The sequence below is a fragment of the Bradyrhizobium diazoefficiens genome, from assembly GCF_016612535.1.
Lineage (GTDB): Bacteria > Pseudomonadota > Alphaproteobacteria > Rhizobiales > Xanthobacteraceae > Bradyrhizobium > Bradyrhizobium diazoefficiens_C.
Genome location: NZ_JAENXS010000001.1, coordinates 192,359 through 213,460, shown reverse-complemented (window position 1 = coordinate 213,460; position 21,102 = coordinate 192,359). Strand labels below are relative to the sequence as shown.

Genomic DNA, 21,102 nt, shown 5'->3' with positions numbered 1-21,102 from the left:
GCAGCTATTTGGCGAGCTTGCGCACCGCCTCGTCGACGCTGTGGAAGACGTGCTCGCGGGGCAGGACGTCGAACAGCCGGAAGCGCTCGAACGCGTCCTGCGCGCGCACCGATTCCAGCCGCGCGAGCGCGACCGTCACGCTCTGCTCGCGGCACGCCTTGAAGACGTCGAGCAGGATCTGTGCGGCTGTGAAATCGATCTCGACCATGCCGCTTGCCTCCAGCACCAGCAATTGCGGTGTCGCCGTGCCGAGAACCTTGTCCACGTCGCTGCGGAAGCTGGGTGCGTTGAGGAAGGACAGCGGCGCCTGGAGCCCGATCACGGCGACGCCGGCGATGCGCTCGCCGGTGATGTGCGGGTGCGCCGGCCACCAGATCGTGGTGCCCGGCACGCGCTCGAATTCGACCAGCCGCGCGCGCGTGGTGCTCCAGATGCCGTGCAGCAGCGACAGCACGATGCCGAGGAATGCGCCCTGCTGGATCGGCAGCGCGATGATCATCGCGGCGGTGGCGATGATCAGCAGAAACTCGCTCGGGGATTGGCGATAGATCGTCACGATCTGCTTCAGGCGAATGATCCGCAGCGCGACGAACAGCAGGATGCCGCCGAGCGCCGCGTCCGGAACGTGCCGCAGCAGGCCTGTTCCGAACGCGAGCAGCAACAGCACGATCAGTGCCGCGGCAAGGCCCGCGAGTTGCGATTGTCCGCCGGTCTCGGCGACGATTCCTGTGCGGGGCGGGCTGGCATTGACCGGAAACGCGCCGAACAGGCCGGCGAGCACGCTGCCGGCGCCGGTGCCGAGGAAGTCGCGATCGACATCGGCGGGCTTGTCGGGATTGGACGGAAACGATCGCGTCGTGGCTGCGGTCTGCACCATCACCACGACCGTGATCAAGAAGGCGAGCGGCACCAGGTGCACCCACTGCTCCGGCGCAAGCATGGGCAGCGTCAGATGCGGCAGCGTGCCCGGTACCGCGCCGACGACGTTGACGCCCTTGCTCTCCAGCCCAAGTGCGATCACGGCCAGCGTCGCGGCGACGAGCCCGATCAGCGCGCCGGGGATTTTGGCGCTGATTTTCTCGGAGATGACGACCACCGCAAGCACGCCGAAGCCGATGCAAAGCGTTACGGGATTGGTACGGCCAATTTCGCTTGCGAGCACGCCGATGCGATCGAGCGTCGGACCATCAGGCGATGCCAGCCCCAGCACGCCCGGCAATTGCGACACGATGATGTGGACGGAGATGCCGGCGAGGAAGCCGACCATCACCGGCATCGACAGCAGATTGGCGATGCCGCCGAGCCGAAATGCGCCGCCGGCGAGCATCATCGCGCCCACCATGAGCGCCAGCGCGATCGCGAGACCCTGATATTCGGGTGAGCTGGCGGTGGCGAGCGCGGCGAGGCCACCGGCAAAGATCGGCGTGATGGTGGAATCGGCGCCGCAAGACAGGAAGCGATTGCCGCCGAGCAGCGCGAAGCCGAGCGAGCCCGCCATGAAGGCGAAGAAGCCGATCTGCGGCGCGAATCCGCCCAGCCGCGCAGTCGCCATCTGCTCGGGGATGGCGATGGCCGCGAGCGTCAGCCCGGCCATGAGATCGCCGGGCAGAGAATAGGACGCAAGCGAGCGGAAGACCGGCCATGATCTGTTTAGTGATCCCTTGGCGTGAGCGTCGTTTGGCATCAGTGTCTAATCCCCGGAAAGCGCGTCGGTCGATCAGACTACCGCATTTCCGGGAAGTGACAGGTGGAGAATATCCGCGCCTCTCGTGTCCGGGACGCGCTGCGTCCGGCGCACGAGAGGCGGCCGAGCGGCAGTCTCAGTACCTGCCGCGCTCGTTGTGATACTCGCCGCCGCCACGGCCTCCTCCGCCCATACCCATGCCGATACCAATCCCGATGCCGATGCCTTGCATGACGGCGCCGGGCGGCGGACCGGACGGCGGCGCGCGCTCGACGACGACTTCGTCAGGCGGCGGCCGGCGCTTCGGCGGCGCGTCGACCACCTTGCGCTTCGGCGGCGTGTCGTCGACGCGCCTCTTGATGATGGGAGCGACCGTCGGGTTGATCGGCGTTGCCGGTGTCGTCGGCGCGGTGCACGGACAGGTAGGCGCCATCGCGACGGCGACGGGAAGCGCGGCGGCCGCAACCGGCAGGCTGTAATTGCGGTTCTGCACGCGCAGCAGCAGCCGGCGCGCGGTCGCGGCGAGATCGCTGTTGTCCCAGTTCGCGAGATAGGCCTCATAGGATGCGCGGGTGTTGATCGCCACCGCGCGATCCCACGCCAGCATCTGGCGCCGGCGCTCCAGCACCGTGCGCAGGCGCGGCGTGTGGGCGTCCTGCGCGTAGAGCTCGATATAGGCCTGATAGGCGGGAACGGTATCGTCGGCGATCACGAGCTCATAGGCGACCCTGGGGTCCTTGCCCTGCAAATCCTTGCGCCAGTCCTCGACGCTGCGCGTCGCGCTCGCGAGCGCCATCGCGCCTGCGCCCGGCGCGGGAGGCTGACCGCTGCTGCCGTTACCGCCGAAGAATTTGAAGTCGGTCGTCAGTGACGAGCTCTCCCAGGGGATCTGCCGTCCGTCGGTCGATTGCACCACGGCGACGCGGATGCGTTTGAAGACTTCCTCGATCGGGACGTTCGGTTGCTTGGCGACGGTCAGGGCTGCCGTGGTGTAGGGACTGTCGGCGCCGGAGCCGTCCTCGGCCTCCGAACCGGGCGAGGTCGAATAGGAAATGAAGGAGCCCGGCGCGCCCGCCTTGGTGTCGACGATCGCCAACCCGTGGCCGGCGCCGCTCAACGCCGGGAACGGATTGTTGCGGCAGGCATCGAGCATGAAGATGCGCGCCCGCGTCGGCAGCGCGCCGAGCGTGTTGAGCAAATCGTTCAGTCGCACGCCCTGCAGCGGAATGTCGGCTTCGCGCTTGGGATCGAGATCGACCGGCACGAGATAGTTCTCGCCGTCGATCTGCAAGCCGTGGCCCGCATAGAACACCAGCGCGATGGTGTCGGCGCCGCTGGCGCTGACCTTGCCGGCGAAATCCGAAATCGCCTGCCGCATCTCGTTCTGCGACAGATTGGGCGCCGCGGTGACGTTGAAGCCGGCATTGCCGAGCAGCTCGGCCATGCCCTTGGCGTCATTGGCGGCGTTGGGCAGCTCCGGCACCGTGCGATAGGCGGATTGGCCGATCACCAGCGCAAGCCGCGCTTCGGCCGCGGCATCCGTCGGCGTCATCAGTTGCGTGAGCGCAAGGAGACCAGAGGCAAGGATCAAATTACAAAAGAGAGGACGGCGCATGGTGTCACCTCCATCGGCAATGGGTGCGAGGATGTCACCTTTTCTAATCGCGCACCATGACTCTGTCTGTGCGCTATCTCACGCTCCCGCGTGCGGCAAAATGGGGCAGGGGGTCTGCCGGAGGTGCCGCGTCATGCCATGCGATGTCAGAACAATCCGCGGTCCCAGGGCGGGTCTGGTGAAAATTGCGCGGCGAGAAAATCGATGAAGGCGCGCACCTTGGCCGGCGGCCTTCGATCGGGCAGGTAGACCGCGTGCACCGCGGACGACTGGATCTCCGGCTGGTCGAGCGGAAGCGCGACCAGCGTGCCGGCGCGGAGATCGTCGGCGACGATGAAGGTCGGCTGCCGTGCCAGTCCCTGGCCGGCCAGCGTCGCTGCGCGCAGCGCATCGCCGTTGTTGGCGCGCAGATTGCCGGAGACCTGAACGCGGATCTCGCCGTCCGCGCCGAACAGCCATTCCGCTGCGCTTGCCTGTTGCGAGAGCGTGTAGCCGAGACAATTGTGAGTGGCGAGGTCGGCGACGCGGCGCGGCGCGCCGTGCTTGGCGAGGTATGAGGGGGAGGCACAGACGACCAGGCGGTTCGGCGCGAGCTTTCGCGCCACCATGCTGGAGTCGCGCAGCTTGCCGATGCGGATCGCGAGGTCCCAGCCTTCCTCGGCGAGGTCGACGAGGCGGTCGTTGAGGCCGAGCTCGACCGTGACTTCGGGATGACGTTCGGAGAATTCCGCGATCAGCGGTGCGATCTGACGTGTGCCGAACACCACGGGCACGTTGACCCGCAATGATCCGCGCGGCTCGATGCGTTCGCGCGCGACCGCGGCATCTGCCGTCTCCATGTCGGCGAGAATTCGCTCGGAGGATTCCAGATAGAGGCGACCGGCCTCGGTGATCGACAGCCGCCGCGTGGTGCGGTGGAACAGCTTGATGCCAAGCCGCGCCTCCAGCGAGGCCACATGCTTGGTCACCATGGTCTGCGACAGGCCCATCGCCCGCGCCGCGCCGGACAGGCTGCCGTTTGCTGCCACCTTGGCGAAGACCTCCAGGCTGGTCAGGCGGTCAAGCATTTATCTCACTCTAATGGTGTGAAGTATTTTTCCAAAATAGCAGATTATCCTCGAAAATAGAATAGGTCATGTTGCGGTACAAAGGAGACTGCCATGATCGATTCCCGTACCGCCCCCTACGCCGCGCTGGTGCTGCGCGTGACCTTGGGCGCGCTCTTCCTGGCCCATGCTAGCCTGAAACTGTTCGTTTTCACTCCCGCCGGCACCGCCAAGTTTTTCGGTAGCCTCGGCTTTCCACCCGAGCTCGCCTACCTCGTGATGACCGTAGAGGTTCTCAGCGGCATTGCCCTGATCCTCGGCGTCTGGACCCGCTACGCGGCGCTGGCCGGCATTCCGGTCCTGCTCGGTGCGATCTTCACCGTCCATGGCGCGGCCGGGTTCTTTTTCACTAACCCGAAGGGTGGCTGGGAATTCCCCGCCTTCTGGGCGATTGCGCTGGTGGCGCAGGCTCTGCTCGGCGACGGCGCCTTCGCGCTGAGGCCCTCGCGTGATGTCGCGGCGGCAAGCGGACGGCTCAGCGTCGCAGCGTCGCGCTAAAATCATCGTATCGTTGAGATACGAAGCTGCGGGATTTCGATCCCGCAGCTTTTTGTTGCCTGCCCTATCAATCTGCGCTCGGCATGGATCGATACCTGAATTGGATCGATCTGAGTTAATCTTGCCCAGCCCGTCATTCGGTCGCGATGTGGCATGATCGAAAACATCGACAATCGCCGGCATTCCGCTGCGGTTTCGCCATCGCGCCTGTCTCTCGCGCCGCCGTAGCGGCCCGGCCGCAACCCTTGCCTGCCCCGTCGCTTTGGCCATACAGTCCCGCGCAACAGGCCACAGGCGACGACCGTGGCCGCGAACAAAAAATATCGGGGAGAGACATCATGACCATCGTGCCCGTCAGCCGTCGCACGTTCATCAAGTCGTCGACGGCAGTGACCGCCGGCCTCGTGCTCTCTCCCGCCATCATCGGCCGCGCCGAAGCTGCGACGCTGAAGCTGAAATGCTCCTCCTCGCTGCCGAACGATCCCAAATTCGCCAACGGCCGCGTCTACTACGACAACCTCGTCAAGAATCTGAAGGGCAACGGGCTCGGCGAGCAGGTCGAGGTCGCCTTCTTCCCCGACAACCAGTTGGGGCAGGAGATCGACGTCATCAATTCGGTGAAGCTCGGCGTCATCGACCTCATGGTGTCGGGCTCGTCGATCTCGGCCAATCTGGTGCCGCTGGTCGGCACCTACGATCTCGGCTTTCTGTTCTCGAGCTTCCCGCAACAGACCAAGGCGTTCGATGCCGGCGCCGCCAAGCCGATCGAGGACGCGCTGCTCAAGGGCAGCAACATCCGCATCATCGCCTGGGCCTATAATTTCGGCTCGCGCAGTGTTCTTGCGAGGAAGCCGGTGAAGACGCCGGAGGATCTCGCCGGCCTCAAGATCCGCACCCTGCCGAATCCCGTCATCACCGAATGCCTGCGGCTGATGGGCGCTGCCGCCACGCCCCTGGCGTTCGGCGAAATCTACACGGCGTTGCAGGCCGGCGTGCTGGATGGCCTGGAGCACGATCCTCCGACGATCCTCGCGAGCAAGTTCTTCGAAACGGCCAAATTCTACGCGCTGACGCAGCACAATTTCTCGCCGCTCGCGATCTACTTCAGCGACATGACCTACAATCGCATGGATCCGAAGCTGCGCGACGGCTTTCTCGACGCCGCGAAGAAGGCCGCCGTCGACACGCGCGCCCATGGGCTCGCCGTCGAGAAGGAGGCACTGGCGGCCCTGACCGAGAAGGGCGTGACGGTCGCCGAATGCGACCGCGAGGCATTCAAGAAGCGCGTGGCGCCACAGATCGATAACTTCATCAAGGCGCGGCCGGAGTCCAAGCCCGTCATCGACATCATCCGCGCGACGCAAGCTTGAGATGGCGAAATCCGAGTTGGCAAGGACAGGCGCCGTGCCGCTCTCGGGCAGTCGACACGGGAGCATTGCATTGCTGCTTCGCCTGAGCGACACGATCGCAGCCATTCTTCTGACCGCCGATCTCGCGGTCGTCTGCGGCTCCGTGCTGCTGCGTTTCTGCTTCAACGCGCCGGTCGAATGGTCGGATGACGTCGCGCGCGGATTGATGGTCGGATCGGCCTTCTTCGGCGCGGCGAGCGCGCTTGCGCGCGGCGAGAATGTCGGGGTGTCCTTCTTTCGCGATCTGCTGCCACAGCGGTTGCGCACCCTGGTCGATTCCGCCAGTGCCGTGCTCGTCGTGCTGATCTCCGGTTATGTCGCCTACAACGCGATCAAGTTGGGATCGTTGACGGCGGGACAGACCACCGGGTCCGGTCTGCCGCTGGAGTTGACCTTCTACCCCATGGGCATTGGCGCGCTGTTCATGACGGTGTTCGCCATCGATCATCTCTGTGCCAGGCCGCTTCCTGATATCGTCAGAGGCCTTGTAGCGGTCGCCGTCGTCACCGGCCTCTATCTCGCCTGGGATTATCTGTCGCCGTCGTCGGTGCCGTCGGCTGGCGTGCTGATGCTGATAGGCTTCTTCACCACGCTGTTCGGCGGGTTGCCGATCGGCTTTGCCCTGGCGCTGGCCGCGCTGATTTTCATCTGGGTCGAAGGCACGCTGCCCGGCGTCATCTTCGCCCAGCAGATGGCGCGCGGCATCGACAATTTCGTGTTGCTCGCGATCCCTTTCTTCATCCTCGTCGGCTACCTCATGGAAGCCAACGGCATGTCGGTGCGCCTGATCGAGTTGCTGCAGCGTGGCGTCGGCCGCATGCGCGGCGGCCTTAACGTCGTCATGGTAGCCTCGATGGTGCTGTTCTCCGGCATCTCGGGCTCGAAGATGGCCGATGTCGCGGCCGTCGGCTCCGTGCTGATTCCGGCGGCGCGCCGCTCGAAGCAAAATCCGGGCGGCGCAGTGGCGCTGCTGGCCGCGTCCGCGGTGATGGCGGAGACCATTCCGCCCTGCATCAACCTGATCATTCTGGGCTTCGTCGCGAACCTGTCGATTGGTGGCTTGTTCATGGCGGGGTTGCTGCCGGCGGCGTTGATGGCGGCGGTGCTGATCGCCTTCTCGATCATCTTCGGGAAGACGCCGGCGGATGCCGAGGAGGTCGAGCCGCAGATGCCGGTATTGGGTCTGTGGAGCGGCGCGATCGCATCGTTCGGCCTGATCTTCATGATCTTCTTCGGCTTCAAGAGCGGCTTTGCCACGGCCACGGAGATCTCCGCGTTCGCCGTGGCCTATGCGCTCGTGGTCGGCAGTGTCGTGTTCCGCGAGCTCAGCTTCAAATCGGCTGCTCACAGTTTCGTCCAGGCGGCGACGCGCGCGGGACTGGTGCTGTTCATCGTTGCCGCCGCGCAATCGTTGGCCTTCACGCTGACCTTGCAGCAGGTGCCGCATGCGGTCGGCGACTTCATGCTGGGAATGTCCAAGACCTCAGGCGTCTGGCTGTTCATCCTGCTTGCAATCGCCGTGCTGATCGTGATGGGCTCGGTGCTGGAAGGTGCGGCCGCCCTCATCATCTTCGGGCCGCTGCTATTGCCGGTCGCGGTGCAGCTCGGAATCGATCCCCTGCATTTCGGCGTGGTCCTCGTGATCGCGATGGGCATTGGCCTGTTCGCGCCGCCGCTCGGGCTTGGGCTCTACGGCGCCTGCCTGATCGGCAATGTGCCGATCGAGCAGACGGTGAAGCCGATCATGGGCTATCTGGGCCTGTTGTTCCTCTGCCTGCTGGTCATCGCCTTCGTGCCATGGCTCTCGACCGCGTTGCCGCGTGCGTTCGGCTACTGAAGGAGTGTTGCCGTGAAAGTCCTGCTGGCCCACACGCCGGAGATGCGCCGCAATTATTACGGCGATCGCAGCCTGAACGGCCTGCGCGCAATTGCCGAATTGACCCTGCACGAGGGCAATCAGGCGCTCGATGCGGTGAGCCTCGTGAATGCGGCGAAGGACGTCGACATCATCGTCGCCGATCGCATGACCGAAGGGCACGGCAAGATCTTTGCACAACTGCCGCATCTGCGCGCCTTCGTTCGCTGCGCCGTCGACATCCGCAACGTCGATGTGGATGCCGCTTCGCAAGCCGGCGTGCTGGTGACGCGTGCCGGTCCCGGCTTCGTGCAGGCGGTCGCCGAGCTCGCGGTCGGCTTCATGGTCGACCTGTCGCGCGGCGTGTCGCGGGCCACAGCCGATTACCATGCCGGCCGCAAGCCGGAAGCGCGGATGGGCCGCCAGCTCGGCGGCAGCACGATCGGCATCATCGGCTATGGCAGCATCGGGCGCTATCTCGCCGAGATCGCAAAAGTGCTGCACATGGAGATATTGGTCGCCGATCCCTTCGCCAGCGTCAGCGACAGCGCGATCAGGCAGGTCACGCTGGACGAGCTCCTGGCCGGATCGGATTACGTCGTCTGCCTCGCCATCGCCAATGAGCAGACCGAGAAGCTGATCGGGGAGGCGGCGCTGGCGCGCATGCAGAAGCATGCCGTCTTCATCAATCTCTCGCGCGGCAATCTCGTCGACGAGGCCGCGCTCGCGAAGGCTCTGCTGGAGAACCGCATCGCGGGTGCTGCGATGGATGTCGGCCGTGCGCCCGACCAGATGCCGACGCCGGAGCTGGCGAAGCTGCCGAACGTCATCGCGACGCCGCACGTCGGCGGGCTGACGCCGCAGGCGATCGAATATCAGTCGCTCGAAACGGTGCGGCAGGTCGACGCCATCATCAAGGGCGAGGCCCCGCAGGGCGCCGTCAACGCCGACCGTTGGACGCGGCGGCCGTGAGCTGCTTTACAGCCGATCCACGGCCTTGAACGTCCCGTCCTTTTGGATCACGGTCAGGAACACCTTTGGCGGCGTGTCGATGGCGCGTGCGCCGACGGTGATCACGTCGCCGCTGATGTCGAATCGGCCGATGTCGTTGATGACGCGCAGCAGTCCCGCGCGTGTCGGATTGGGTCCGAGATCATCCAGGGCCGCCGCCGTGAGGCGACCGGAGAGATAACCTTCGAGCGACACGAAGTCGGGCGTCAGCGTCGGGTCGAACGCCTTCTGTGCGGCCTGGTAATCAGCGACGAGCTTGAGCGAGCGATCCCAGGGAAACGGCACGACTTGCGCGACGACCACACCTTCGCCGTCTTCGCCGAGCTCCTTGGCGAGTGCAGTTGCGCCGACGAAGGAGATGTTGGCGAATGTCGGATAGACACCGCTGCGGTGTGCGAGCTTGATGAATTCGGCGCTGGGTCCGTAGGTCCCGACCATGACGATCGCCTCGGGCTCGGCGCGTTTCAGTGTGCGCCAGGCCGCGCCGACCGCACGGGTGTTGCGCTCGAAGGTGCCTTCGGCGGCGAGCTCGAGACCCCGCTTGGCGAGCGCATTCTTGACGCCCGCAAGACCGTCGCGACCGAACGAATCGTCCTGGTAGAAGATGCCGATCCGGGTGAAGTGGCGATCCTCGGTGAGATGCCTGATCAGGGTCTCGGTCTCGGCGCCGTAGCTTGCGCGGATGTTGACGACGTTCGGAAGTTCGAGGTTGCGCAGGAATGCGGCGCCGCTGAACGGGCCGATGAAGGGAATGTTGCGACCGCTCGTGATGGGGATCGTCGCCATCGCGGTCGGCGTGCCCACCGCGCCGATCAGCGCGAATACCTTGTCGTCCTCGATCAGCCGCAGGGTCTGCGCCACCGAACGGTCGGGGTCGTAACCGTCGTCGCGGCTGATCAATTTCAGCTTGCGGCCGTGGATGCCTCCCTTGGCGTTGATTTCGGTGAATGCGGCCATGATGCCATGCCGCAGATGCTGGCCGAGCTGCGAAGACGGGCCTTCGAGCGCAGCCGCTTGGCCGAACAGGATTGCGTCGTCGCTCACGCCGACCTCTTCGCCCTTCGCCGCGAGCGTGGTCGTGGCCAGGAGGGCGATCGTCAGGACGATGCGTGTCGCTGATCGAAATCGATACATCGGGGACGTCTTGCCGGGTGCATGGAGAAGGTCCCGGGACGATATCCCGGCAGGCTGAATAGCTCGCTAACCGGCGATGGTTCGGCGGCTCCGTAATACACCGGGTAAATCTTGCAACTTACTTCCATAAGGCCGGTTCATGCCCTCACTTCGTTAACTAATCCGCGCAATGCGGAACGGCCGGGTTCCGAAATTGTGCAGTTCTTAACCGCGGTCCTTGTCCGATAGTGGCTACGACGGCTCAACCAGAGGTTCGGCCGTCGCGCAGAGGGGACGGCGGACTTTAGGATGGGCGCTCGCGATCAGAATGATCCGGATCGGAAACGCGTGACCGGATGGTGGCGTGCGGCGCCGCTGCTCGGGCTCTATCGTCCCGCGCTCGTGGCAGCCGGCGTCGGGCTGCTGTTCTCGATTGTCGGCGCGGCCGCGGTGGCGCGCTGGGAAGACCGCGTCAACAAGCTCGAGTTCGAGAACGCGGCCGAGACCGAATCCATCGTCATGCAGAACGGCATGAACGAATATATCAGCCGCCTCGTCGCGCTGCGGACGCTGTTCGAATCGACCAACGAGGAAATCACCCGCAGCGAGTTCGAGACCTTCAGCGCCCGGCTGTTCGAGCATCATCCGGGCATGCTGCGCATCGCCTGGCTGCCGCGGGTCAACCGCAAGGAACGCGCCGAGTACGAGGCCGCCGCGGTCACCGACGGGATCTCCCGCTATCACGTCAGGTCGCTCCAGGGCGACAGTTTCGCGATTGCTCCCGAGAGCGACGAGTATTTTCCTGTCTTCTACTCGACCCAGCCGAAGACCTCTTCGGTCTATGGCATGGACCATGGCAGTGTTCCGGAACGTCGCGTTGCGCTCGAACGCGCACGCGACAACGACCGGATCGTTGCGATCCGCGCGCGCCTCTACGCAGAGCGTGAGAACAGCCGTCAGCCCGACGTGATCGTCTCCGTGCCTGTCTATGCCAAGGGCACCTCGCGCGAGACGATCGCGGACCGCCGCCGCAACCTCGCGGGCTACGTGGTCGGTGCATTCGACCTGCCGCTGCTGATGCAGGCCATTCGCACCACGACCGGGACAAACCCTGCCGTCAGCGTCAATATCTATCCGCCCTTCACCGGACGCATCGTCAGTCTCGAGGAGGCGGTGCCGGACTATGCATCGGCTTCCACGGCGCCCCAATCGATGCGCGATGTCGCGCGAGAAAGGCACTGGGCGGGCCATCTCAGGATCGGGGATGCCGACTGGCAGGTGCGCGCCATGCCGACGGCCGGCGGTTCGCTGGAGACGTCCTACGACCGCGCGGCCGCGGTCCTCGTCGTCGGCATGCTGCTGACGCTCTCGCTGTCGACCTATCTGATGCTCGCAAGCCGCAATTCGCGGCGGCTGTCGCTGGCCAACCGGCGCGTGCTCGAGCTGGCGCAGACTGACGTCCTGACCGGATTGCCGAACCGCGCCTTTTTCCTCGCCCGGCTCGACGAGCTCAAGGGCGAGCTGAAGGGCGGCGGTCCGACCTTCTCGATCCTGATGCTCGATCTCGACCGCTTCAAGAACGTCAACGATTCCCTTGGTCATGGCGCCGGCGATGCCTTGCTGCGGCTGGTGGCGCAGCGGCTGAAAGCCGCGGTACGCGCGACCGACGTGTTGGCGCGGCTCGGCGGCGACGAATTCGCCATCATCCAGGAAGGCTGCGAGGATCAGCGCGACTGCTCGACCGAGCTCGCGGCGCGGCTCGCCAAGCTGGTGACCGAGCCGTTCCTGCTGCCGGGACATCGCGTCGAGATCGGCACCAGCATCGGCATCGCGATCGCGCCGGATCATGGCACTGACCAGGAGCAGCTGCTGAAGAAGGCCGACCTTGCGCTCTACCGCTCGAAATCGGCCGGCCGGAACTGCTTCACCATCTACGACGAGGCGATGTCGGCCGAGCTAGAGGCGCGCAATACGCTCGAAGGGGATCTGCGCGATGCCATCGCGCGCTGCCAGCTGGAGGTGCACTATCAGCCGTTCATGGATGCCAGAACCGGCGCGCGGCGCGGCTTCGAGGCGCTGGTGCGCTGGCGGCATCCTGCCCGCGGCCTGATCCCGCCGGATCAGTTCATCCCGCTGGCCGAGGAGACCGGGCTGATCGTGCCGCTCGGCGAATTCGTGCTGCGTCGCGCCTGCGCGGATGCGGCGGCCTGGCCCTCCGATCTGATGGTCGCGGTCAACCTGTCGCCGATCCAGTTCAAGGAAGCCGATCTGTTCGACGTCATCTGCGCGGCCTTGCGGGATTCCGGCCTGTCGCGGCAGCGGCTCGAGATCGAGATCACCGAATCCGTGCTCTTGGAGCGCGGTGCCGAGAACCACGCCTTCATGGAGCGGCTCAAGAGTGTCGGCATCGAGCTCGCGCTCGACGATTTCGGCACCGGCTATTCCTCGCTGAGCTATCTCACCGCGTTTCCGTTCGACAAGATCAAGATCGACAAATCGTTCATCCGCAACCTCACGCATCAGCCGCGCAGCGCCGCCATCATTTCCTCGATCGTGACGCTGGCGCGCGGGCTCGACATGTCGGTCACCGCCGAAGGCGTCGAAACGGCCGAGGAGTTCGAGCGGCTGAAGGCGCTCGGCGTCAATTTTGCGCAGGGCTATCTGTTCGGTCGTCCGCTGCCGATCGACAAGATCGAGCTCGATGGACCCATCGCGCGTTCGCAGCGCGACGCCGCCTGAGCCGGCCACTCGAGGCGCATTCGCGAAAATCGCTTGACCCAGCTATCCTCAGATGGTCCGAAGGATCGTCCAGGGATGAAATAGAGAAAAATGCGGCTTCCGTTCTTCTACGGCTGGGTCATCGTCGCGGTGACCTTCGTCACCATGGCCATCGGCGTCAACGCGCGCACCGCCTTCTCATTGTTCTATCCGCCCATTCTCTCAGAATTCGGATGGGAGCGCGGCGTCACGGCGGGCGCCTTCTCGTTTGGATTCGTGGCGTCGGCGATCGCCAGCCCGCTGATTGGTCGGCTGATGGATCGCGCGGGGCCGCGCGCGGTGATGGAGCTCGGCGTGATGCTGATGGGTGGCGGGCTGCTGCTGGCGCCGCTCACCAGCCAGCCCTGGCACCTCTATCTGACGATCGGTGTCATGGTCGGCGCCGGCTCGGTCTGTCTCGGCTATTCCGGCCAGTCGCTATTCCTGCCGAACTGGTTCATCCGCAAGCGCGGCTTTGCCATCGGCATCGCCTTTGCCGGCGTCGGCATTGGTTCGGTGACCCTGCTGCCTTGGGTGCAGCACTTGATCGAGCAGACCGGCTGGCGGACCGCCTGCACCGCGATGGGCCTGATGATCCTGATCGTGCTGGCACCGATCAACCTGCTCCTGCACAAGCGCCCCGAGGACATCGGCCTTCGGCCCGATGGCGACGCTGCGCCGGCCGCAGGTAGCGCAACGCCAATCTCCAACGTCGTCGATCCCGTCTGGGCCAACACCGACTGGACGCTTCGGCGCGCGCTTGCGACCGCGCGGTTCTGGTGGATCGCGCTCGGCTATTTCGGTGGCCTGTATATCTGGTACGCGGTGCAGGTGCACCAGACGAAATTCCTGCTCGACATCGGCTTCAGTCCAGGCGTCGCGGTGTGGGCGCTCGGCACCGTCAGCCTGCTCGGCATCCCCGGCCAGATCCTGCTCGGTCATGTCTCCGACCGGATCGGGCGGGAATGGGTCTGGGCGATCAGCTGCGCCGGCTTTGCGATCTGCTTCGCGGCGCTGATCGCGCTGAAATACCAGCCCTCGTTCTGGCTGGTCTGGCTGATGGTGTTCACGCAAGGTGCGCTCGGTTACGGCCTGACCTCGATCATGGGCGCGGTGGTGTTCGAGATTTTTCAGGGGCGCCACCAGGGCAGCATCTTCGGCATGATCATGCTCGCGGCGCTGGCGGGCGGTGCGGCCGGCCCCTGGCTCACGGGTTTCCTCTATGATCGCACCGGCGACTACACGCTCGCTTTCGCCATCGCCATGGTTGTGAGCGGCTTGTCGGCGCTGTCGGTATGGCGGGCATCGCCGGGCAAGGTGCGGGCGGTGGCCGGCCGGTTGCACAAGCTCAAGCTGGGGGCTGCCGCAGAATAGGTTCCGTACACATCAAGATACCTTCGCCGCTTTTGCGGAACGTTAAGTATGTCGCCTCTTGGCCGGAGGCGAGCGGATTGCAAAAACGTCTTGGACCCCATCGGCGCGTTAGCCTCGGACCGATTGCCGCATCTTCCCGATGCGCCCGGGTCAGACGATGTTCGCCTCCGATAGCCTTGTGACAGAACTTCCGGACGTGCTGCGCGCCGCGCTCGAATGCGCCGACGACGCTATCGTCATCGTCGATAACGCGCATCGCATCACGCATTTCAATCCCGCCGCGGAGCGGATATGGAAGCTTGCGCGCACCGAGATGCTCGGTCGCGATGCCGCCGTTCTCGCGCTCAAATGCCTTCAGGCCGATCCGGTTGCCGACTTCCGCGACGAGATCAGTCTCGTGCGCCATGACGGCAGCCGCATCAGGGCGACTGTCGCGCTCTCGTCCGTGATCATCGACGGCGCCAATCATCACATCGTGTTCGCGCGCGACGTCACCGCTGAGGCCGAACGCCGCGCGCGGATCGGCCTGCTCGATACCGTTGCGGACCAGACCAATCGCGCGGTGATCATCACCGACGTCGAACAGAACATTGTCTACGTCAACTCCGCCTTCACGACGCTGTTCGGCTATACGAGCGAGGAGGCCGAGGGACGCCGCGCGGGCGAGCTCATCGCCGGCTTCCACACCGATCGCAAGGCAATCGCCAAGCTCGTCAAGCGTCTGATGCATGGCGGCCGCCGCGGCGAGGCCGAGGTGCTCGCCTACGACAAGGACGGTGAGGAGATCTGGGTCTGCGCCCGGATCGATGCCTTCCGGGACAAGAAGGGCCGGGTCAAGCATATCTTCGCGCTGCTCGAGGACATCACCGAGATCAAGCAGCTCCGCTCGCTCCAGCAGCTCATCATGAGCTCGCTTGCAGACGAGGTTCCGATCGCCGACATCGCCGACAGGCTGTGCCGCCGGGTCGAAGAGATCGCGCCCGACGTGGTCTGTTCGCTGCTGCATGTCGATGCCGCCGGCCTGATCCATCCGCTCGGCGGCCCCAGTCTGCCCGAGGACTATTCCCGCGCACTCGACGGCATCGCGATCGGCCCCAGTGTCGGCTCGTGCGGCACGGCCGCCTTCTACGGCGAGCCGGTGCTGGCGACCGACCTCGGCACCGATCCGCGCTGGCAGCCCTACAAGGCGATGCCGCTCGCGATCGGCCTGCGCGCCTGCTGGTCGACCCCGGTCAAGGCCAAGGACGGCCGGGTCATCGCCACCTTCGCCTTTTACTATCGGGAGTCCCGCGCGCCGAGCAAATGGCACCGCCGCATCGTCGAGGCCTGCGTCAATCTCGGTGCCTTCGCGATCGAGCGCAAGGAAGCGCGCGCCGAGATCGCGCGGCTCGCCTATCACGATATTCTCACCGGCCTGCCGAACCGCGCCCAGCTGCGGCACCTGATCACGACGGCAATCGAGGCCTGCCCGGCCGGCAGCCATGTCGCGCTCGCGTTCCTCGATGTCGACCATTTCAAGGACGTCAACGACACGCTTGGTCACGCCGCCGGCGACGAACTGCTGGTCCAGCTCGCGCAGCGTCTGCGCGAGCACATCGGGCCCGAAGACATGCTGGGACGGCTCGGCGGCGACGAATTCGTCATCTTGCTGCCGCAACGCACCGCCGAGGGCGCCGAACGCGTCGCGGCCGGGATCACCGAAGCGCTGTCCGCGCCGCTGCGGCTTGGATCCAAGCAGTTGCAGATGTCGGCGAGCATCGGCATCAGCCTCTATCCCGATCACGCGACCGACATCGACACCTTGATGCAGCAGGCCGACGCCGCCATGTACATGGCCAAGCAGGCCGGGCGCTCGACCCATCGCTTGTTCAGCGCCGAAATGAATGGGCTGACCGAGCAGCGACTGGCGCTGATCGCGGCGCTGCGCCGCGCCATCGCGGAGGGCGCGCTGAGCCTGAGCTATCAGCCACAGATCCGCAGCTGCGACGGCGCCATTCACGGCGTCGAGGCGCTGGCGCGCTGGCACGATGCCGTGCTCGGCGATGTCTCGCCGGCAAAATTCATCCCCCTTGCCGAGGAGTGCGGCCTGATCGAGCAGATCGGCCTGTGGTCGGTGCGCGAGGCCTGCCGGCAGATGGCGAGCTGGCGCCGCGCCGGGCTCGACATTCCCTGCGTGTCGGTGAACCTGTCGCCGATCAATTTCCGCAACGTCACGCTGGCCGCGCGGCTCAAGGACATCCTCTCCGAACATGATCTGCCGCCGGATGCACTGATGCTCGAGATTACCGAGGGCGCGTTCATGCAGGACAGCGTCGCCGCGCTCGAGACGATGAACGCAATCCGAGAGCTCGGCGTCGGGCTCTCGGTGGATGATTTCGGCACCGGCTATTCCAGCCTCAGCCGCCTCGCGCATCTGCCGATCCGCGAGCTGAAGATCGACCGCAGCTTTATGCGCGACATCGAGCGCGACGCAGGCGCGCTCGCGATCGCGACCGCCGTGGTGCGCGTCGGCCAGGGCCTCGGCATGACCGTCGTCGCCGAGGGCGTCGAGACCGAGGGCCAGCGTAAGACCCTGGCCGAGCTCGGCTGCGACGTCGTCCAGGGCTTCCTCTACGCGCCTGCGCTCGCGCCGGTCGCGTTCGAGCGCTGGCTGATCGAGCACTGCGCCGAGCAGGCGAGGGCGATGCTGGGCCGGCTGGACATTGCGGGGGCGGGGCGCGACGCGGTGAAGCGGTCGGCGTAGAGAACCCGAGCTGTCGGCTCACGCATTCGGTTGCAGGAATGGGCCATATTGCTTGCTCGTGACGACCTCCACGGCGGCCTGTCCAATGGCACGCATTGCGGCCAGCATCGGCCAAGGCCCAAGGCTCACCCGTCGAACTCCGACGCGGGCGAGATCCGGGATCGTGGGAACGCCTTGCGTCACCATGATATTGACCGGCAGCGGCGTGAGTTGAACGAACCTCTCGATAAGCGCGAGGTCGGTGAGGCCGGGTACAAAAATTCCGTCGGCGCCGGCGTCGGCATAGACCTTCGCACGCCTTGCCGCTTCGTTCAGGCATTCATCCGGCGATCCGAATTTCAGCAGAAACGGATCTGTTCTCGCATTGATGAACAGACGAACGCCGAGTTCTTGCGCAGCGTTGCGCACGGCTTTGATCTTCGCTGCGTGCTGTTCGGGACTGGTGAGTTGCCGCTTCCCCCCGGATAGCCCGTCTTCGATATTGATGCCGACCGCGCCGGCTTGCAGTACCCTGGCCGCCGCCGCCGCCGCAGCGTCCGGGGTGTCGCCATATCCTGCCTCCAGATCGATCGATACCGGAACCGACACGGAAGCGGTTATCCGCGACACCAGACCTGTCACCATGTCGAGCGGGACGTTTTCGCCATCCACATATCCAAGTGCGGACGCGACCGCCCCGCTGCTGGTCGCGATGGCCGGAGACGCCTTCGCGATGGCTTTGGCGGTGGCGGCGTCCCAGGCGTTGAACAGGACGAGCGGATCTCCTGTTCTGTGAAGACCGTGAAATGTCTCGGCGTATTGCTGCTGTGTCTTGACGTTCATCGCGCGCACTCCTGGTCAGAGATTTCTGAAGACGGTCGGGCGGCGCCGTTCGGCGTCCGCGATAGGTTGTTCAGTCGGGCGCGTGCGTCTTGAACCAGTCCATGATCAGACCGGTGACTTCGGCCTCACGCTCGAGGTGCGGGAAGTGCCCGACATCCGGCAGGACAATGCGCTTGTGCGGTCCCTTGAAGAGCGGCTCCTCCTTCACCGAATATCTCGCTGTCGGATCGTTGCTGCCATAGATCGTCAGCGTCGGCGTCTGCATGTCACTGATCGGCAGCCGGCCCATACGTCCCGCATCGGTCAGGCCTCCATAGTATTTGAGCGCCGCGGCCATGGTGCCGGGAGAGCTGAGCGTCTCCTTGATCGAACGGATGTGTTCGGCACCGTTGAATGTCGGTGACCACAGCTTCCAGAGATAATCGACGAAGGGAAGTCCTTCGATATTGACTGCGGATTCGGCATAGGCCAGCTGGAAGAAGTAGACGTGGAAGATGGATCGAACGATTTCCGGATCCCGCCTGATGCTCGAGAACGTAATCGGATGGGCCGTGTTCATCACCACCGCGGCCTTAATCGCCGATGGCGCCGTCGCGAGCGCCTGAAAGGTCGACGTGCCGCCCCAATCCATGCCGACGACGCGGGCCTGTCCATCCTCGCTCAGCGCCGCGATCAGTGCTTCCAAGTCCTTGCCCAGTGCGATCGGATCGAAAATGCCGTCAGCCGGGATCTCGGTCGGCGCATAGCCGCGCAGGAACGGCGAGACTGCACGATATCCCGCATCCGCGAAGGCTTGCAGCTGCTTTCGATAGGACCAGGCGTTGTCGGGAAAGCCGTGCATGAACATCACAAGAGGCCCGCTCACCTGTTCGAGATAGGCGAACCGCACGCCATTGGCTTGCACGTATTTCAGGGCGGGTTCGCTGCCGGTGTCCTTCGGCGTTGGTAGTGCGGTGCTCCGGATATTCATCGCCATTCTCCCTCGTCATCATCGTTGCTCAAATATGTGCGTAGCGCACATATAAGGTCAAGTTGTTTTTTGTGCGCAGCGCACATATTATTCATCGCATGGAAACTGGAATCGCGAATTTGCTGGGAGCGCTCTCGCTCGCGGTCATGGATCGGATCGAGCAGGGGGCGCGCGAGGTCATAGGCCGTGGCGGTGAGACGCCGGCAGCGCTCGTCGTCATTGGGTATGGTCAGGGCATGACCAACGACAACCTCCGCCGCATTCTTGGCCTGTCGCATTCCGGAACGGTCCGGCTGGTCGATCGTCTGGTGTCGGACCGGCTTGTCGAGCGCCGGCCGGGAAAGGACGGCCGTGAGGTCGCGTTGCACCTGACGGCCACTGGCGCTGCGACCCGGAACGAACTGATGACCTCCCGGATTTCGGCCGTTGCGTCACTTCTGGATGTGCTATCGCCGGCCGAGACGAAGGTGCTCGAAAAGCTGATCCACAACCTGCTGGCAAGGCAGGACACGTCCGAGATGGACCGCTTCACGATCTGCCGGATGTGCGACGACAGCGTCTGCACGAACTGCCCATTGCCGACAAGCAAGGGCAAACGCATTCGCTAGCACGAGGTGCCTTCTTGCCGCGGGCCTTTCGTCTCGATTTTTACGCGACATCGAGAGGGATACAGACGTGCTCGCGATCGCCACCGGCGTGTTGCGCGTAGAGCAGGGCCTCGGCATGACAATCGTCGCCGAAGGCGTCGATACCGAGGGGCAGCGAAAGATGCTGGCCGAACTCGGTAGCGACGTCGCGCAAGGCTTCCTCTACGCCCCTGCGCTCCCGCCGGTCGCCTTCGAGCGCTGGCTGATCGAGCACTGCGCCGAGCAGGCAAGGGGGCTGCTGGGGCGGTTGGATCTCAAGCCGGTGGGTGGGGCGCGACGAGGCGGTCGGCGTAGGGCGTGTACTCCTGGGTCCGAATTAACAAAGACGTTGTATATCCGTTCGGTCCTTGGGAGCGGAAGAGCAACTGACCATGATGGGCAGGCCAGAAGGAATAGTCAGCGCTTGCTGGCAAACAACCGCCGCTGCGCAGAATTAATCGCTCGTTCGTCCCAGTCAACCTCTCGCTTTGTTGCCGGCAAGTGATGTCGCCGGTCTTCATATTCGCAGTAGAGAGTTCCTTGGATGCCATGTGCATCTCGCTTTAGAATAGGCCGCTCCCAGATTGGCCCTAGAATTCGTTCCGACTGGTCTCCATAGCGTCCGACGAAATCTTCCCAAAGCTCGATGTCTTGGCCATCCAATGGGAAGATGGCCCGAAATTCCTCTTCAGTCGCTTGAAACACGCTGAATGTCGCGTTCGCCGCACGATCAATGACCTGTATATTCTTCAACGCTCGAACTCCGGTGCCAGGGCAGGCGCCATCTTCTTGCATCTATATGTGCCGTGTGCAGCGGGTCAACTGCCCTCACTCCGACGCCAACCCCGTCCTCCGCCGCAAATCCGTGATCGCGCGCAAGAAGCTGTCGGCCGGCGTGGTCTCCGGGTCGATCAACCGGTGCAGGCGAAAGCCGTCTTCCAGCGCCAGCACGACGGAGGCCATCCAGGGCGGGTTCAGTGTCTCGCCGTTGGCGTTGCTCTTCAATGTCGCCTCGACGATGTCGGCGATCAGCTTGCGCCGCGCGCGCAGGCGTTTTGCAAGTTCGGGCCGGCGCTTCTCGGCGCGCGCGACGAAGAGGATCATCTCCATGTGCAGCAGCGGCGAGCGGCCGAGCGGGTCCTGCCGCGTGCGATCCATCGACTTCAAGGCCGCGATGAAATCGTCGAGATTCTTGTGCTGCGCCAGGATCTCCATGTTGCGCCGGATCGACTGCTCGACATGGTCCTCGAGCATGGCGATGATCAATTCGTCCTTGCTCTTGAAGTTCGAATAGAACGCACCGCGGCTGAAGCCTGCCGCCGCCGCGATCGCCTCGATGCTGGCGCCGCCGATGCCGCCTTCCTCGAACACGCGCGCAGCCGCTTCGAACAGCTTGTCTCGCGTGTCGTCCCTGGTCGGCCTGGTTCTCACCCTTGACATCGGCGCAGTTTAGGGCAGAATGCAATTCGATACAATAATGTATCGAGTTGGTAATCGAGTTCAAGGGATGGTTACGCCA

General features: G+C 64.6%; 17 protein-coding genes. 9 read left to right on the top strand and 8 right to left on the bottom strand.

The window, feature by feature from the left end:
• Nucleotides 1-4: 4 nt before the first annotated feature.
• The 3 genes from JJE66_RS00985 to JJE66_RS00975 form a co-directional block, all read right to left on the bottom strand.
• Nucleotides 5-1,684 carry a SulP family inorganic anion transporter gene (locus tag JJE66_RS00985; protein WP_200512270.1) on the bottom strand — a complete coding sequence of 560 codons (1,680 nt, stop codon included), beginning with the start codon at nucleotides 1,682-1,684 and terminating at the stop codon, nucleotides 5-7.
• Between the two features lie 136 nt (nucleotides 1,685-1,820).
• Entirely contained in the window at nucleotides 1,821-3,299 is a 1,479-nt protein-coding gene (locus JJE66_RS00980; RefSeq protein WP_200512269.1) for a caspase family protein, read from the bottom strand.
• 146 nt (nucleotides 3,300-3,445) lie between these two features.
• A complete protein-coding gene (locus JJE66_RS00975) occupies nucleotides 3,446-4,366 on the bottom strand; it encodes a LysR family transcriptional regulator (RefSeq protein WP_200512268.1) in 921 nt (306 codons plus the stop codon).
• A 93-nt stretch (nucleotides 4,367-4,459) separates the two neighbouring features.
• Here JJE66_RS00975 and JJE66_RS00970 point away from each other — a divergent pair, with 93 nt between their 5' ends.
• The 4 genes from JJE66_RS00970 (at nucleotide 4,460) to JJE66_RS00955 (ending at nucleotide 9,139) form a co-directional block, all read left to right on the top strand.
• Nucleotides 4,460-4,903 (top strand): DoxX family protein, encoded by a 444-nt coding sequence (locus JJE66_RS00970; protein ID WP_200512267.1) that lies wholly within the window; start codon nucleotides 4,460-4,462, stop codon nucleotides 4,901-4,903.
• 338 nt (nucleotides 4,904-5,241) lie between these two features.
• On the top strand, nucleotides 5,242-6,273 hold the full coding sequence (locus JJE66_RS00965; RefSeq protein ID WP_200512266.1) for a TRAP transporter substrate-binding protein: 1,032 nt from the start codon (nucleotides 5,242-5,244) through the stop codon (nucleotides 6,271-6,273).
• Nucleotide 6,274: 1 nt separating this feature from the next.
• Nucleotides 6,275-8,149 carry a TRAP transporter large permease subunit gene (locus tag JJE66_RS00960; protein ID WP_200512265.1) on the top strand — a complete coding sequence of 625 codons (1,875 nt, stop codon included), beginning with the start codon at nucleotides 6,275-6,277 and terminating at the stop codon, nucleotides 8,147-8,149.
• A gap of 12 nt (nucleotides 8,150-8,161) precedes the next feature.
• The gene (locus JJE66_RS00955; protein ID WP_200512264.1) at nucleotides 8,162-9,139 is read left to right on the top strand and encodes a hydroxyacid dehydrogenase; all 978 of its coding nucleotides are present in this window, start codon (nucleotides 8,162-8,164) and stop codon (nucleotides 9,137-9,139) included.
• 6 nt (nucleotides 9,140-9,145) lie between these two features.
• Here JJE66_RS00955 and JJE66_RS00950 read toward each other — a convergent pair whose 3' ends face one another.
• Entirely contained in the window at nucleotides 9,146-10,312 is a 1,167-nt protein-coding gene (locus JJE66_RS00950; protein WP_200512263.1) for an ABC transporter substrate-binding protein, read from the bottom strand.
• Between the two features lie 288 nt (nucleotides 10,313-10,600).
• Here JJE66_RS00950 and JJE66_RS00945 point away from each other — a divergent pair, with 288 nt between their 5' ends.
• From JJE66_RS00945 to JJE66_RS00935, 3 genes are all read left to right on the top strand, one after another.
• On the top strand, nucleotides 10,601-13,030 hold the full coding sequence (locus JJE66_RS00945) for an EAL domain-containing protein (RefSeq protein ID WP_200512262.1): 2,430 nt from the start codon (nucleotides 10,601-10,603) through the stop codon (nucleotides 13,028-13,030).
• Between the two features lie 90 nt (nucleotides 13,031-13,120).
• Nucleotides 13,121-14,422 (top strand): MFS transporter, encoded by a 1,302-nt coding sequence (locus JJE66_RS00940; protein ID WP_200512261.1) that lies wholly within the window; start codon nucleotides 13,121-13,123, stop codon nucleotides 14,420-14,422.
• 157 nt (nucleotides 14,423-14,579) lie between these two features.
• Nucleotides 14,580-17,165 (top strand): EAL domain-containing protein, encoded by a 2,586-nt coding sequence (locus tag JJE66_RS00935; RefSeq protein ID WP_200512260.1) that lies wholly within the window; start codon nucleotides 14,580-14,582, stop codon nucleotides 17,163-17,165.
• 18 nt (nucleotides 17,166-17,183) lie between these two features.
• Here the strand turns inward: JJE66_RS00935 and JJE66_RS00930 are convergent, their stop codons facing one another.
• Both JJE66_RS00930 and JJE66_RS00925 read right to left on the bottom strand, forming a co-directional pair.
• On the bottom strand, nucleotides 17,184-17,987 hold the full coding sequence (locus tag JJE66_RS00930) for an isocitrate lyase/phosphoenolpyruvate mutase family protein (protein WP_200512259.1): 804 nt from the start codon (nucleotides 17,985-17,987) through the stop codon (nucleotides 17,184-17,186).
• Between the two features lie 70 nt (nucleotides 17,988-18,057).
• Nucleotides 18,058-18,957, bottom strand: a complete 900-nt coding sequence (locus JJE66_RS00925; RefSeq protein ID WP_200512258.1) for an alpha/beta fold hydrolase — start codon at nucleotides 18,955-18,957, stop codon at nucleotides 18,058-18,060.
• Nucleotides 18,958-19,055: 98 nt separating this feature from the next.
• Between JJE66_RS00925 and JJE66_RS00920 the strand changes: the two genes are divergently transcribed.
• Nucleotides 19,056-19,565, top strand: a complete 510-nt coding sequence (locus tag JJE66_RS00920) for a MarR family winged helix-turn-helix transcriptional regulator (RefSeq protein ID WP_200512257.1) — start codon at nucleotides 19,056-19,058, stop codon at nucleotides 19,563-19,565.
• A gap of 67 nt (nucleotides 19,566-19,632) precedes the next feature.
• Nucleotides 19,633-20,088 carry an EAL domain-containing protein gene (locus tag JJE66_RS37805; protein WP_311979819.1) on the top strand — a complete coding sequence of 152 codons (456 nt, stop codon included), beginning with the start codon at nucleotides 19,633-19,635 and terminating at the stop codon, nucleotides 20,086-20,088.
• Here JJE66_RS37805 and JJE66_RS00910 read toward each other — a convergent pair.
• Together JJE66_RS00910 and JJE66_RS00905 are read right to left on the bottom strand one after the other, a co-directional pair.
• Nucleotides 20,001-20,336 (bottom strand): hypothetical protein, encoded by a 336-nt coding sequence (locus JJE66_RS00910; RefSeq protein WP_200512256.1) that lies wholly within the window; start codon nucleotides 20,334-20,336, stop codon nucleotides 20,001-20,003. The genes JJE66_RS37805 and JJE66_RS00910 overlap by 88 nt on opposite strands.
• Nucleotides 20,337-20,411: 75 nt before the next feature.
• On the bottom strand, nucleotides 20,412-21,023 hold the full coding sequence (locus JJE66_RS00905; RefSeq protein WP_200512255.1) for a TetR/AcrR family transcriptional regulator: 612 nt from the start codon (nucleotides 21,021-21,023) through the stop codon (nucleotides 20,412-20,414).
• Between the last annotated feature and the right edge of the window lie 79 nt (nucleotides 21,024-21,102).